Origin of the sequence: Nocardioides zeae (assembly GCF_030818655.1) — a bacterium.
Taxonomy (GTDB): Bacteria; Actinomycetota; Actinomycetes; order Propionibacteriales; family Nocardioidaceae; genus Nocardioides; species Nocardioides zeae_A.
In genome coordinates, this window is record NZ_JAUTAN010000001.1 from 1,443,843 (window position 1) to 1,457,529 (window position 13,687).

General features: G+C 75.6%; 12 protein-coding genes. 3 read left to right on the forward strand and 9 right to left on the reverse strand.

Going from position 1 to position 13,687, the window contains the following annotated elements; genetic code table 11:
* Positions 1–43: 43 nt before the first annotated feature.
* The 4 genes from QE405_RS06905 to QE405_RS06920 all read right to left on the reverse strand — a co-directional run bounded on the left by QE405_RS06905 (position 44) and on the right by QE405_RS06920 (position 7,173).
* Complete coding sequence (locus tag QE405_RS06905) at positions 44–3,088, reverse strand: AAA family ATPase (RefSeq protein WP_307199462.1); 3,045 nt, start codon at positions 3,086–3,088, stop codon at positions 44–46.
* Complete coding sequence (locus QE405_RS06910; RefSeq protein ID WP_307199463.1) at positions 3,085–4,266, reverse strand: exonuclease SbcCD subunit D; 1,182 nt, start codon at positions 4,264–4,266, stop codon at positions 3,085–3,087. The genes QE405_RS06905 and QE405_RS06910 overlap by 4 nt, the downstream gene beginning before the upstream one ends.
* A gap of 68 nt (positions 4,267–4,334) precedes the next feature.
* Positions 4,335–6,770 (reverse strand): aminopeptidase N, encoded by a 2,436-nt coding sequence (gene pepN, locus QE405_RS06915; RefSeq protein ID WP_307199464.1) that lies wholly within the window; start codon positions 6,768–6,770, stop codon positions 4,335–4,337.
* Positions 6,771–6,894: 124 nt separating this feature from the next.
* Positions 6,895–7,173 carry a Fe-S cluster assembly protein HesB gene (locus QE405_RS06920; RefSeq protein ID WP_307199465.1) on the reverse strand — a complete coding sequence of 93 codons (279 nt, stop codon included), beginning with the start codon at positions 7,171–7,173 and terminating at the stop codon, positions 6,895–6,897.
* A gap of 188 nt (positions 7,174–7,361) precedes the next feature.
* Between QE405_RS06920 and QE405_RS06925 the strand changes: the two genes are divergently transcribed.
* Complete coding sequence (locus tag QE405_RS06925; RefSeq protein ID WP_307199466.1) at positions 7,362–7,757, forward strand: ArsR/SmtB family transcription factor; 396 nt, start codon at positions 7,362–7,364, stop codon at positions 7,755–7,757.
* Positions 7,758–7,784: 27 nt separating this feature from the next.
* Here QE405_RS06925 and QE405_RS06930 read toward each other — a convergent pair whose 3' ends face one another.
* Genes QE405_RS06930 through QE405_RS06945 form a run of 4 tightly spaced genes read right to left on the reverse strand, consistent with a single transcriptional unit; the run spans position 7,785 to position 11,267 of the window.
* A complete protein-coding gene (locus tag QE405_RS06930) occupies positions 7,785–8,513 on the reverse strand; it encodes a peptidylprolyl isomerase (RefSeq protein ID WP_307199467.1) in 729 nt (242 codons plus the stop codon).
* A 53-nt stretch (positions 8,514–8,566) separates the two neighbouring features.
* Positions 8,567–9,625, reverse strand: coding sequence for an alanine racemase (locus QE405_RS06935; RefSeq protein WP_307199468.1), 1,059 nt, complete (start codon positions 9,623–9,625; stop codon positions 8,567–8,569).
* Positions 9,622–10,464, reverse strand: a complete 843-nt coding sequence (locus QE405_RS06940; RefSeq protein ID WP_307199469.1) for an aldo/keto reductase — start codon at positions 10,462–10,464, stop codon at positions 9,622–9,624. Before QE405_RS06940 ends, QE405_RS06935 begins: the two co-directional genes overlap by 4 nt.
* Positions 10,465–10,523: 59 nt before the next feature.
* Positions 10,524–11,267 carry a VWA domain-containing protein gene (locus tag QE405_RS06945; RefSeq protein WP_307199470.1) on the reverse strand — a complete coding sequence of 248 codons (744 nt, stop codon included), beginning with the start codon at positions 11,265–11,267 and terminating at the stop codon, positions 10,524–10,526.
* A gap of 150 nt (positions 11,268–11,417) precedes the next feature.
* Between QE405_RS06945 and QE405_RS06950 the strand changes: the two genes are divergently transcribed.
* Entirely contained in the window at positions 11,418–12,116 is a 699-nt protein-coding gene (locus QE405_RS06950) for a TerD family protein (RefSeq protein WP_307199471.1), read from the forward strand.
* A 23-nt stretch (positions 12,117–12,139) separates the two neighbouring features.
* Positions 12,140–12,748, forward strand: coding sequence for a class I SAM-dependent methyltransferase (locus tag QE405_RS06955; protein WP_307199472.1), 609 nt, complete (start codon positions 12,140–12,142; stop codon positions 12,746–12,748).
* 10 nt (positions 12,749–12,758) lie between these two features.
* Here QE405_RS06955 and QE405_RS06960 read toward each other — a convergent pair whose 3' ends face one another.
* Positions 12,759–13,655 carry a helix-turn-helix domain-containing GNAT family N-acetyltransferase gene (locus QE405_RS06960; protein ID WP_307199473.1) on the reverse strand — a complete coding sequence of 299 codons (897 nt, stop codon included), beginning with the start codon at positions 13,653–13,655 and terminating at the stop codon, positions 12,759–12,761.
* Positions 13,656–13,687 lie beyond the last annotated feature (32 nt).

The following is a 13,687-nucleotide window of genomic DNA, read 5'->3' on the forward strand; positions in this document are numbered from 1 at the left end:
CGACCGAACCTAGACCACCGGCCCACCGCCTCGCGGCCGCGCCTCAGCCGTCCGCGTGGACGATGCTCAATCGTGACCCGGAGCGCGACGGCGCGACCTGGAGCTGGGTGGGGATGCGGGTGCGGAGCTCGCTGACGTGGCTGACCACCCCGACGACCCGTCCGCCCTCGCGCAGCTCGTCGAGGGTGTCCATGACGTCGTCGAGGGTCTCCGCGTCGAGGGAGCCGAAGCCCTCGTCGACGAAGAGCGTCTCGAGGTCGCTGCCCTCGCCGTCCGCGGCCGACTCGCCGGCCACGACGTCGGCCAGCCCCAGCGCGAGGGCCAGGGAGACGAGGAAGGTCTCGCCGCCCGACAGCGTGGCCGGGTCCCGCAGCTCGCCGCTCCACTCGTCGCGCACGAGGAGCCGCAGCGCGCCGGCCTCCTGCTCCAGCGAATAGCGGGTCGCCGTCATCGGCGCCAGCCGCTGGTTGGCGGCCGCGACGACCTGCCCCAGCCGCCACGACACCACGTACGCCGCGAGCCCGAGCCGCACGCGGTTGTCCGCCGATCGGCCGGAGGCCAGGGTGGCGACCCGGTCGGCGACGTCGTGCCGCGCGCGGACCGGCGCCCACGCGGCGAGCGCACCGCGCAGGTCGGCGACGAGCGCCCGGAGGCGGTCGCGCCGCCGCGCGGCCATGTCGTGCCGCGTGCGGAGCTCGCTCGCCGTGCGCGCCGTCTCCTCGGCCGCGGTGCGGAGGGCGCCGAGGTCGACGGGAGCGGCGGACGCCGCCGCGACGAGGAGCGGGTCGGCCAGCTGCTCCCGCGTGGTGGCGACCTCCTCGTCGTGGCGACGCAGCTGCTGCTCGAGCGTCGCGAGCTCGGCGTGGGGCAGCCCGGCGGACGTGACGGCGTCGAGGTCGTCGAAGCCGTGCTCCTTCGCCTCGGTGAGCGCGACCTCCTGCGTCTCGGCGAGGTGCACCTCGGCCCGGTCGAGGTCGATCCGCGCGACGAGCACCTGCTCCCACCGCTCCGTGGTGGTGGTCAACGCGGCCAGCGCCGCGGCCGGCTCCTGCCCCTCGACGGCCCGCACGCGCCCGACGACCCGGGCGAGCTCGCCGCTGCGGACCGCGTGCTGCTGCCGCTCGGCGGTCAGCGCCGCCGTGCGCTCGGCGAGAGCTCGGCGGTCGTCGGCCAGCGCCTGCTGGCGCGCCTCCAGCAGCGCGAGCTCGGCCTCGCGGGCGGCGAGCCCGTCGACCTGCTCGGTGAGGGCGGCGAGCATCGCGTCGAGGTCGGCGACGACCGTGCGCCACCCGGCGACGTCCGTGCCCTGGGCGGCCTCGCGCGCCCGGGCCAGGTTCTCGGCGGCGGCGCGCACGGCGTCCACCCGCGCCTGCTGGAGGGCCTCGGCGTCGTCGACGGCCCGGCGTGCGGTGCGCTCGGCAGCGGCGTCGGGCGCGTCCGCGCCGACCGCCGCGGGGTGCGGGTGGTCGCAGGAGCCGCAGACGGGACAGGCGTCGCCGACGGCCAGGTCGAGGGCGATCTCGGCGGCCATGCCGTCGAGGCGGCGCTCCCGCAGGTCGAGCCAGTGCTCCCGGCGCGTCTGGGTCTCCTCACGGGCGGCGGCGAGCTCGACCTCGGCCTGCGCGAGGACACCGGCCAGCTTCTCGACCCGCTCGGCTGCGGCGAGCGCGGCCGCGGCGGCGGCGCGGCGGTGCTCGGCCGCGCGGTGGGCCTCCACGGCAGCGCTGTCGGCCCGCAGGGCGCTGCGCACCCGGCCGATCTGCGCCGGCAGTGTCCGCTCCGCCTCGTCGAGCTCGGCGCCTCGACGGTCGAGCTCGGCCAGCTCGGCCGACGCCCGGGAGGAGGCGGCCTCGAGCTCGGTGAGCTCCGCCTGGCGGCCGACCGCGTCCGTGCAGCGCTCGCAGCGCGCCCGGGCGTCCGCCAGCGCCGCCCGGACGGCGGGCTCGTCGAGCGCGGCCTGGACGAGCGGGTCGACGACGTCGTCCAGGGTGAGCACGAGCGTGCCAGCCGTCTCCGCGGCGACGGGACCGAGACGACGCAGGCCCGCGGCGAGCGCGGCGTCGGCGGCCCGGACGGCGTCGGCCGCCCTGTCACGGGTGATGACGAGACCGAGCACCGGGGCGGCGCGCCGGGCTTCCTCGACCCGTCGGCGCTGGGCGTCCACCTCCGGCGCCCGGGCGAGCAGGGCGTCGTGACGCGCGGCGAGCTGCTGCCGGCGCCGGCGTGCGGCCTCGAGCTCCTCAGCCGCCCGGAGGGCCTGCGCCGCCGCGGCGGCCGTGGCGACGGCCGGTGCGAGCGCCGCCTCCGCCGCGACGGAGAGCTCGGCCGCGTCCGCCTCGGCCGCCCCCGCCCACGCTGCGAGGTCGTCGGCGCCGACCCCGCCGGCAGGATCGTCGAACCGGACCTCCGCGGGCAGCGGGACGCCCGCTGCCTCGCTGATGCGGTTGACCGCCTCGGCGATCGGCCGCTGGAGCGCCAGCGACTCCTGGCGCAGCACGCGGCGGTGCTCGGCGAGCCAGCGCTCGACGTCACCGAACCGGCCCGTGCGAAAGATGCTCTGGAGCAGCTTCTGCCGGTCGTCGCCCCCCGCGCGCAGGAACCGCTGGAACTCGCCCTGGGGGAGCAGCACGACCTGGCAGAACTGGGTCAGGGTGAGGCCGACGAGCCGCCCGACGAGGTGGCCGGCGTCGTCGATGCGTCCCGTCAGGTGGCTCCACGCACCGTCGACCCGCTCCTCCACGAGCACCGTCGCCTGCTGGGTCGTGAGGCCCTCGCCCCGCTTCTTGGGCCGCTCCCACGCGGGGCTGCGGCTGAACCGGAAGCGGCGTCCCGACAGCGTCGCCTCGAGCACGACGCGGGGCGCGACCTCGGGAGCGGCCTGGTCGCTGCGCAGGTGACGGGCGCCGTTGCGCTCGCCGGGGACCGCGCCGTACAGCGCGAAGCAGATCGCGTCGAGCACGCTCGACTTGCCGGCCCCGGTCGGGCCGCACAGCAGGAACAGGCCGCCGTCGGCCAGGGCGTCCAGGTCGACCGCCACCGTGCCGGCGAAGGGGCCGAACGCGGTGATCTCCAGGTGGTGCAGCCTCACCCCGCCACCTCCACGGGGCCGTCCACGGGGCCGTCCGCAGGGTCGGCCTCACGGTCACCCGTGCACGCCTCGCAGGCCGTGGCCAGGAGGGCCGCCTCCGCGGCGTCGGCCGGCGTGCCCCGCACGAACGAGACGAAGTCGAGGGTGACGTCGTGCGCCCCGCGGCCCGCCGTCGGGCGCGGGGGCAGTCCCGCCGGTCGGTCGGAGGACTCGAAACCGAGGACGAGGGCGTGGGGGAACCGGCGGCGGAGCCGCTCCATCGCGCCCCGGGGACGCACCGGATCGGTCAGCGTGGCCTGCACCCAGGCACCCTCGTGGGCGGCCAGCGTGGGGTCGGCCAGCAGCTCCTCGAGCGTGCCCCGCAGCCGCGCGAGCGGACGGGGGACCGGCGCGGGCACGAGCTCGGCCCGCACCGTGCCGTCGGCGGCGAGGTCGACCAGCCAGGACCCCTTGGTCTGGGCGGCCTCGGAGAACGAGTAGGCCAGTGGGGACCCCGAGTACCGCAACCGGTCGTCGAGCACGTGGGGGGAGTGGAGGTGGCCGAGCGCCACGTAGTCCACCCCGTCGAACACGCTCGTCGGCACGCGGTCGACGCCACCCACGGCGATGTCGCGCTCCGACTCGCTCGGCTGCGCGCCGGCGACGAAGGCGTGGGCCAGGACGACCGAGCGGGTGCCCGGCCGCCCGCTGAGGTCGGCGCGCACCCGCTCCATCGCGGCACCGAGCGCGGCCTCGTGGGAGCGGGCCGGCAGCCCCCACGGCTCGCGCACGGCGTCGGGGTCGAGGTAGGGCAGCGCGTGGACGGCGACCGGCCCGTGCCGGTCCTCCAGCAGCACCGGGACGCCGACCCCGGCCGGGTCGGTGCGCACGTGGACCCCGGCGGCGTCCATCACCCGCGCGCCGAAGCCGAGGCGTCGCGCGGAGTCGTGGTTGCCGCTCGACACGACGACCCGGGCCGGGGTCGCGGCGAGACGGGCGATCGCGTCGTCCGCGAGCCGCACCGCGTCGACCGGCGGGAGCGCCCGGTCGTAGACGTCGCCCGCGACGACCACGAGGTCCACGCCCTCGCTGACGACCACCTCGAGGAGGTGGTCGACGAACGCCGCCTGGTGGCCCAGCAGGTCGGCTCGGTGGAACGAGCGGCCCAGGTGCCAGTCGGAGGTGTGGAGGATGCGCACGCGACGAACCTAGGTTCGGCCGCCGACAGTTCTGCGCACCCACGCCGGGACACCGGCGTGGGCCGGCGTCACAGGCGCCGCTCCAGCTCGTCCGCCATGTCGGTCACCCGCCGGCGTACCGGCCCGGGCAGGTCGGGCTGCGCCGCCAGGGCACGGGTCCGCTCGACGACGTCCGGGCGGCGGGCCGTCAGCGGGAAGAACGCCTCGACGACGTCGCCGAGCAGCCAGCCCGAGAACACGTCGCCGAGCCGGGGCACGCCGGTGACGTAGCGCTCGACGTACGGGTCCGTCAGGTCCTCCTGGCCCCGCTGCCAGAAGGCGAGGCCGGCGGCCTCGACCTCGTAGTTGGGCGCCGTGTCCTCGCCGGTGAACCGGCGCCAGGCCCAGGCCTTCGCCTCCGCGGTGGGGAGGGCGGCACGTGCCCGCGCGTGCTCGACCCGCGCCACGGCGGTCGGGGCCTCGTCGAGCCGGTCGTCGAGGAACCCTGCGTCCACCTCGCCCAGCACCGCGAGGCGCAGGAGGATCCGCCAGCGGACGGCCTCGTCCAGCTCGAGGCCCGGGGGCAGTCCCTCCCCGACGAGCCAGCCGCGGAGCGCCGCGGGATCGGCGCTCGACGTCACCCGCAGCCCGAAGGCCGCGAGCTGCAGGGTGCTCGCCGGGGTCGCCCGCGCCAGGACCTCCCCGGCGGCCCGGTGCACGCCGGCGTCGAGCGCGCCGGGGTCGTCGACCACGGCCCGGAGCCGCGCGAGCGCCCAGCCGCCGACGACCGTGACGCCGTCGTCGTCCTCCTCGGTGCCGAGCCCGGCGACGACCACCCCGGTCGCCTCCGCCGGGGAGACCGCGCCGGTGTGGACGCCGGTGCGCAGGCTGTTCCAGACGCCCGCGCGCAGCATCGGGTCCCCGCCCTGCCGGAGCAGCGCGGGGAGCGCGACCAGGGTCGCGGCGTCCGGGGCGGAGCGCGACCAGGAGTCCTCGAAGGCGTCGATGACGACCGCCGTGGCGGGGCCGACGGCGAACGGCGTGGACGGCGCCGCGAGCGTCGTGGCGTGGACCTCCCACTCCCCGTCGGCCTCCGCGGTCGCGATGCGGACCGTGTGGCTGCGGTCGGCGGGGTGCGCGGCGGGCGGCACCCGCAGCACCGCACCGGCCGCGCGGTCGAGGCGCAGGTCGTCGACGCCCGGGGTGCGCAGCCATCCCTCGACGAAGGCCGACAGGTCGCCGGCGCCCGCGCGCTCCCACGAGCCGACGAGGTCGTGCATCGTCGCGTTGCCGAAGCGGTGCCGGGTGAAGTGGTCGACCGCGCCGGCCAGGAAGACCTCGTCGCCGAGGGTCGCGTTGAGTTGCTTCAGCACGCTCGAGCCCTTGGCGTAGGAGATCCCGTCGAAGTCCTGCAGCGCACCGGCGGCGTCCGTCGCCCCGTTGCCGGCGACCGGGTGCGTGGTGGGCCGCTGGTCGGCCACCAGACCCCACTGGCGCCGCCGGTGCGCGTTGTGGACCCACGCGTCGCCGTACTCCGTCACGTCGGCGGTGACCCGGTTGCCCATGTACTCCGCGAACGACTCGTTGAGCCAGAGGTCGTCCCACCAGCGCGGCGTGACGAGGTTGCCGAACCACTGGTGCGCCATCTCGTGCGCCACGGTCGTGGCGCGCTGGATCCGCGTGCCACGGGTGACCCGGCTCGTGAAGACGAGCGGATCGCGGAAGGTCACGCACCCGGGGTTCTCCATCGCCCCGGCGTTGAACTCCGGCACGAACGCCTGGTGGTAGTCGCCGAACGGGTAGCGGATGCCGAACAGCCGGTGGAACTCGTCGAAGCACTGCCGCGTCAGCGTGAACAGCTCGTCGGCGTCGGACTCGAGGTGCCGCGCGATGCTCTGGCGGCACGAGAGCCCGAGCCCGATGCCGTCGTGGCTGTCGCGCAGGTGGTGGTAGGGCCCGGCGACGAGGGTGACGAAGTACGTCGAGAGCGGCTGCGACTCGTCGAACCGCCACAGCCCGGGCTCGACCTCGCGTCCGGGCGCGTTGCCCGTCACCGTCCAGTCGCGCGGGGCGCGGACCGTGAACGTGTACGGCGCCTTGAGGTCCGGCTGGTCGAAGCACGCGAAGACGCTGGGGGCCGCGTCCATGAAGCTCATCCCGTAGACGTAGCGCCGCCCGTCGGCCGGGTCGGTGTGGTGGTGCAGGCCCTCGCCGTCGGTGCGGAACGCCATGACCGCGTCGACGACGAGCTCGTTCTCGCCCGCGGCGGTGACGAGGGGGAGCCGCCCGCGGTCGAGCGTGCCCGGGTCGAGCCGCGAGCCGTTGAGCGTGGCGCTGCGCAGCTCGCGCGGCTTCACGTCGACGAACGTCGGGCCGCCCTCGCTGGTGAAGCGGAGCGTGGTGCGCGAGGCGAAGGTCGCGTCGGAGGAGGCGAGGTCCAGCTCCACCTCGTAGGCGGTGACGTCGAGCAGGCTCGCCCGCTGCCGGGCCTCGTCGTGGCGGAGGGACACGCTGGGAGCAGTCACGGCGGCCACCCTAGGAGAAGGGTGGCCGCCGTGCCGTGCTGTAACGCGGTGTCCGGGTGTCCATGGCAGTGGTCGACCGCTGCTTCAGTAGCACGAACACCGCGTTACACGAGGAGGGGCGAGATCAGTCCCGGATCCCGAGCGCGAACTGCACCGCACCCTGGTCGTCGACGGCGGCGTCGAGCACCTTGTCGTCGAGCTGCTGGGCGGCGTCGGTGTCGAGGTAGACGGTCGCGCCGCTCTGCTCGACGACCTGGTCGCCCTCCTCGGGCGCGGGGGCGACGGCCACGGCGAAGGCCGGCTCCGTCGCGCTCTCGCTGCTGATCCGCAGACCCGCAGCGTCGGGCTGCGCGTCGGTGATGTCCTTGACGATCGTGCTGGCGTTCTCGGTGAGGGTCAGCATGTGCTTCCACCTTCCGTGTCGCGGGCGTTGACCGGTCCCACCGTGCCCGTCCTGGCGAGGCGATCAAGCCCGCGGGCGCATCCGGCGCCGCCGGGGGAGCGCGACGCGGGCCCGATCCCGCTCCACCACCGGGATCCAGCGCCTCCCGATTCCTTGCCCGACCTATGCCCGCCGGGGAATATGGACGCATGGGACGCGACCTCTTCGCCGTGCTCGCCGAGCCCGCGCGCCGCGCACTCCTCGACGAGCTCGTCGCGGGGGAGCGCGCCGTGGGGGCGCTCGTCGAGGCCACCGGGATGGCCCAGCCGAGCGTCTCCAAGCACCTCGCCGTGCTCGCTGACGCGGGCTTGGTGCGGGTGCGGAGCGAGGGACCGCGGCGCATCTACGCGCTCGACCCGACGCCGCTCGGGGCCGTCGATCGCTGGCTCGCGCCGTACCGGGCCGCGGCGGACCGCCGGCTCGAGGTGCTGGAACGCCGCCTGGACGCGGTGGCCGCGGCGGAGGGCACGCCCCGGGAGCCCCGCGCACCGCGACGCCCTCGGGACGTCATGCGGCCCGGTCGCCCGAGGCGCCGCGACGCATGACGTCCCGCGGGTGGTGCGGGGCGCGGGTCAGCCGATCGTGACCGACTCGATGTCGATCGGCGTCACGGGCGCGCCGCCGCCGGCGGGGTTGCTGCCGTCGTCGCCGTCCGCCGCGATCTCCTCGATGACGGAGAGGCTGTCGGCGGACACGGTGCCGAAGACCGTGTAGTCGGGGCTCAGCTGCGTGTCGCCGTAGACGATGAAGAACTGCGAGCCGTTGGTGCCCGGGCCCGCGTTCGCCATGGCTAGGGTGCCGGCCTCGTAGGTCTCGTCGCCCGAGAGCTCGTCGTCGAACTCGTAGCCCGGCCCGCCGGAGGTCGTGCCGGTGGGGTCGCCGCACTGGAGCAGCTCGAAGCCGGGCATGGTCGTGATCCGCGGACACGGGGTGTCGTCGTAGAACCCCTGCTCCGCCAGGGAGACGAACGAGCCGACCGTGCACGGCGCGTCGGCGCCGAGGAGGGTGACGTCGAGGTCGCCGTTGCTGGTCGCGATGGTCGCCGGCGTGTCGACCGTGACCGTCGGCTCGGCCGGCGGGAGGTCGACGTCGCGGGCGGCCTGGCCGGTCTCGCGGTACTCGCACGTGCCGGCGACGGCATCGTCCGCGGCGCTGGCGGACGACCCGGCGGACGACCCGTTCCCGGAGCTGCCGGAGCTGTCGGAGTCGCCCTCGTCGGCGCCGCACCCGGCGAGGAGCGGGACGGCCACGAGGGCGGTGACGGCGATCAGGCGGCGGGAGGACCAGGCGCGGTAGCTCATGGGCCGCGATCGTAGGGGGCGTTCCTGAGGCCTTCCTGCGGAGGGTTCCTCCGTCAGCTGTTGCGCCCCCGCGCCGCGACCGCCACCTGCTCGCCGTCGACGACGAGCGTGTCGGCGAGGTTCACGGCGGCGCAGACGTGGTTCGGCACCACGCGCACCCGTTCGCCCACCGCCGGGAGCGCCGCCCCGGCGAGGTCCACCACGGCGTGGTGCTCGGAGAGCTGGACGATCCGGGCGCCCGGGTGGTCGAGGAGCCGACCGAACCCGCTGGCGTACGCCGCGCGATCGGCCCCCAGCGTCTTCGAGCCCGCGTCGAGCACCGCGCGCCCCCCGGCGTGGCTGACGACGGTGGCGACGGCCACGAGGGCGATGTCCTCGGGCGCGTGGTGGCCGAGCTCCCACTGCTGCGCGTCCCCGAAGACGTAGACGCCGGGTCGGAGCTCGTCCACCACGGGAGGAGCCTCGGACCGCACCAGCGTGGCCTCGAGCGTCGGCGTCGACCCGCCGCTGCGCACGGGGCAAGGGATCCCCGCGGCCACGACGACCGCCGCCGCCTCGGCGAGCGCGGCCGCCTCCTGGGCCGCGACCTCCGCGGCCACCCCCGGGGCGTACCCGTGGCCGGGGAACGTGAAGACGCCCTCCACCGCGACGCCGAGGTCGGCCGCGGCCAGCGCGACCGCGCCTGCGCCCTCCGGATCGACGCCGCTGCGGCGGTGTCCCGAGTCGACCTCCACCGCGACGCCCACGGCTCCGGCCAGCGGAGCCGCCCGCCGGGCGCCGTCGACGGAGTCCACCCCGATGACCACCCGCGCGCGCTCGGCGAGGTCGAGCACGCGCCGTACCCGCGCCTCGTCGAGGAACACCGGGTAGGCGACCAGCACGTCCGTGCACCCGTGCTCGACGAAGACCTCCGCCTCGCCGACCGTCGCGACCGTGACGCCCACGGCGCCGGCGTCGAGCTGGCGCTGCGCGATCGCGGGCACCTTGTGCGTCTTGACGTGCGGCCGCAGCCGCACGCCGGCGCGGTCGGCGGCGGCCTGGACGCGTCGGACGTTGGCGTCGAGACGGGCGCCGTCGACGGCGAGGTACGGCGTCGCCGGCGACCCGGTCACATCTCCTCGTGCGTCTCGGGGTCGGCGCCGAAGATGCGGCCGTCCGGTCGACCGAGGGCGGTGAGCGCCTCGACCTCGGCGTCGGTGAGCTCGAAGCCGAACACGTCGAGGTTGCTGCGCTGCCGCGCGGGTGAGGCGGACTTGGGGATGGGCAGCGACCCGACCTGGACGTGCCAGCGCAGCACGACGGCGGCGGGGTCGACGCCCAGGCGCGCGGCCGGTCCGGTGACGGCGGGCTCCTCGGCGAGGTCGCCGACCCGGGCGAGCGGGCTCCACGCCTCGGTCAGCACGTCCCAGCGCCGGTGGGCCTGCCGCAGCGCGGTCTGCGGGAAGTAGGGGTGCATCTCCACCTGGTTGACGCTGGGGGCCACGCCGGTCGCGTCGATCGCTTCCTCGAGGTGTGCCTCGGTGAAGTTGGAGACGCCGATGCTCCGCACGAGCCCGCGCTCGCGGAGGTCGACCAACGCCCGCCACGCCTCGACGAACTTCCCCCGGCTCGGGTTGGGCCAGTGGATGACCTGCAGGTCGAGGTGGTCGAGGCCGAGCCGCGCGAGGCTGCCCTCGACGCTGGCGATCGCGTCGTCGTACCCGTGGTCGCGGCCCGGGACCTTGCTCGTCACCTGGTAGGCGTCGCGGGGGAGGCCGCTGCGACGCAGCGCCTCGCCGACCGCCTCCTCGTTCTCGTAGTTCACCGCGGTGTCGATGAGGCGGTAGCCGACCTCAAGCGCCGAGAGCACGCCGGTGACGCACTCGTCGCCCTTGAGCGGGTAGGTGCCGAAGCCGACCGCGGGGAGCGTCGTGCCGTCGTTGAGGGTCCGCAGCGGGACGTCGATGGTCATGCCCACCAACGTACGCGGTGGCGCGCACCCCGCCCGGACCGCGAGAGCGTCGCCCGCCCTCAGGCGATGAGGCCGGCCTGGCGGGCCGCGGGCACCCAGCTCGTCACGTACTCCTCGAGCACGGCGTGGAACCACGCCTCGTCGGCCGTGGCCTTCGAGTCCTGCATCGACGTGAGCCCGACGTTGTCGACGACGCGACCGCCCATGGTGTCGAGGTCCTGGAGGAACTGCGGCGAGTAGCCCAGCCCGAGGAACTGCCAGAAGACCGGCGTGGCGCTGGCCTCGACGAGGAGCTTCTTGGTCGCGTCCTTGTCGAACGGCTCGCCGTCCGTCACGAAGAGCACGAGCGTCGGGACCGCCACCGGGCCCTCCGGCTGGGCGTTGCCGCGGCCGAAGAGCCGCTTGCCGAGGCCCTTCTTGCCGTGGCCGGCCTCGGCCAGGATCGCCTTCATGACACCGGAGTAGTTGGTGCCGCCCATGGACTTGCCGGACCGCCAACGGTCGACGAAGCCGCTGTAGCTCGCGCTGTCGACCTCCTGCGGCGGGAAGGGGTCGTTGTGGAAGAAGTGGACCTGGATGTCGCCGTCGTCGTCGAGCCCCGCGAGGCTCAGCGCCAGCACGCGCTCGACGAGGTCCTGCACCTCCCCGTTGGCGTAACGGCTGTTCATCGAGGCCGAGTAGTCGATCGCGACCACGACACGAGCGGTGATCTCGCCCAGGTCGATGCCCTTGTCGGCCTCCCGCTTGAGCAGCGAGATGATGGCGCCCTGCGCCGTGTCGGCGCGCTTCGTCAGGTCGACCACTGGTTCCTCCTCCGTGCGTGGACCGGACCTCCCGGACCGTCGCGCACTCTTGCCCGTGCCGCGCGGTCCAAACGCGCGCGGTCCAAACGCGCGCGATCCGGACCGCCGCACGGGGGTTCACCGGCGCGCCCGCGGGGCAGGACGGTCGCCATGGTCGACTACACCAAGCGCCCCCAGCAGCCGAGCCAGCCTCCCCAGCAGCCGCCGAGCCAGCCGCCGGCCGGGGGACCGAACCTCTCCAAGGTCACACTCACGAAGGCCGCCCCCAGCATCTCGCTCACGAAGGGTGCCGGTGCCGGCGGCCGCATGCGCATCAACCTCAACTGGTCGCAGGGCGCAGCGCCCGCCAAGGGCGGCTTCCTCAAGCGGGCGTTCGCCGCCGGCAGCGGCGCGGTCGACCTCGACCTCGGGTGCCTCTGGGAGCTGAGCGACGGCCGCAAGGGCGGCGTGCAGGCGCTGGGCAACGCGTTCGGCAGCATCGACGGTCCGCCGTGGGTCATGCTCGACGGCGACGACCGCTCCGGTACGGCGCAGGGCGGCGAGAACCTCTTCGTCAACCTCGACCGGTTGGGCGAGATCAAGCGCATCCTGATCTACGCCTTCATCTACGAGGGCGTCCCCAACTGGGCGGCGGCCGACGGCGTCGTCACGCTGCACCCGGTCGGCGCGCCCCCCATCGAGGTGCGGCTCGACGAGCCCGCCGCCGACCGCCGCGCCTGCGCCATCGCCCTCCTCACCAACGAGGGCGGCTCGCTGCAGGTACGTCGCGAGGTGCGGTACGGCGCGGACCAGGTCGAGCTGGACCAGGCGTTCGGTTGGGGCCTCAACTGGGGCCGCGGCCGGAAGTAGGGGGCATCGGCGAGACTCACCCCGTGGTCACGAGGTGGGAGCAGGTCGCACGAGCACAGGCCGGGGAGGACTACGCCGCGGCGTACGCCGCCCGCTTCCGGCAGCAGGCGGACGCCGGGGCCGACGTGCACGGCGAGGCGACGCTGGTGACGGCGCTCGCCCCACCGCCCTCCCGGGTGCTCGACGCGGGCTGCGGCACGGGGCGGGTGGCGGTGCGGCTGCACGAGCTGGGGCACCCCGTCGTCGGTGTCGACGTGGACCGCTCCATGGTCCGGGTCGCCCGCCGCGACGCCCCCCACCTGGCGTGGCACGTCGCGGACCTGGCGGCGCTCGACCTGGGCGAGCGCTTCGACGTCGTCGTCGTGGCGGGCAACGTGCTCCCGCTCCTGGAGCCGGGCACGCTGGGCGCGACGGCCGCGGCTCTCGCGGCGCACGTCGCGCCCGACGGCCTCCTCGTCGCGGGGTTCGGCCTCGACGCGGCCCACCTGCCGTCGGGCTGCCCGCCCACGCCGCTGGCCGACGTCGAGGCGGCCTTCGCCGCGGCGGGCCTGGCGCCGCCGGAGGTGTGGGCGTCGTGGGACCGCGCGCCCTACGACGGCGGTGGCTACGTCGTGGGGGTGTGGTCGACCTGAGGAGCCGCCCTCACAGCCGCTTCGCGAAGAACAGCTCGGCGTCGGCGTTGTCGTTGTAGCGCTCGACGCGGGCGTACCCCGCCCGCTCGTAGAGCGCGACCGCCTCGTCGAGCGCGCTGTTGGTGTCGAGCGCGACCCGCTCGGCGCCGCGGCTCCGCGCGAGCTCCTCGAGGTGCCGGAGCATCCGGCCGCCCAGCCCGGCTCCCCGCCACGCCGGGTCGACCCACATGCGCTTCACCTCGACGGCCGGCCCGTCGCCCGCCACACCGGCGGGCAGGTCGAGGGGGCGGATCCCGCCGTACGCCGCGGGGCGGCCGTCGCTCGTCGCCACGACCCAGGTCGACCCGGGCTCCACCGCGTCGAGGCCGCTCGGCGCGAAGCCCCCGGAGAGCCGGTCGGCGACCTCCGCGACGTACCGGTCGAGGGCCTCCCGCGCGGCGCGGACGGAGGCGGGATCGGCGGGGTCCACCTCGCGGAGCTCGACCGTGGCGGCGCGCACGAGCAGCTCGGCGGTGGCGAGCGCGTCGTCGAGCCGCGCCTGCTGCCGCGGCGTCAGCGGGGCGACGAGCCGGGCGGCGAGGTCCTCGGAGCGCTGGTCGAGGTCGGCCCGGGCGGCGCGGCCGGCGGCGGTGAGCACGACGCGGCGGCGTCGGCGGTCCGCGGGGTCGGGCTCGGTGGCGACGAGGCCGTCGGACTCGAGGGCGCGGAGCAGGCGGGCGACGTACCCGGAGTCGAGCCCGAGGAGGTCGCGGAGCTCGCCGACGGTCGAGCCCGTGTCGCCGTCCACCTCGTAGAGCAGGCGCGAGGCCCCCAGCGTGCGTCCGGTGCCGAGGTGCGACTCCTCGAGCACGCCGACGCGCTGGGTGTAGGTGCGGTTGAAGCGGCGGAGGGTGTCGACGACGGTCACGGGACGAAGATTATCTGACCCAGGTCAGGTTG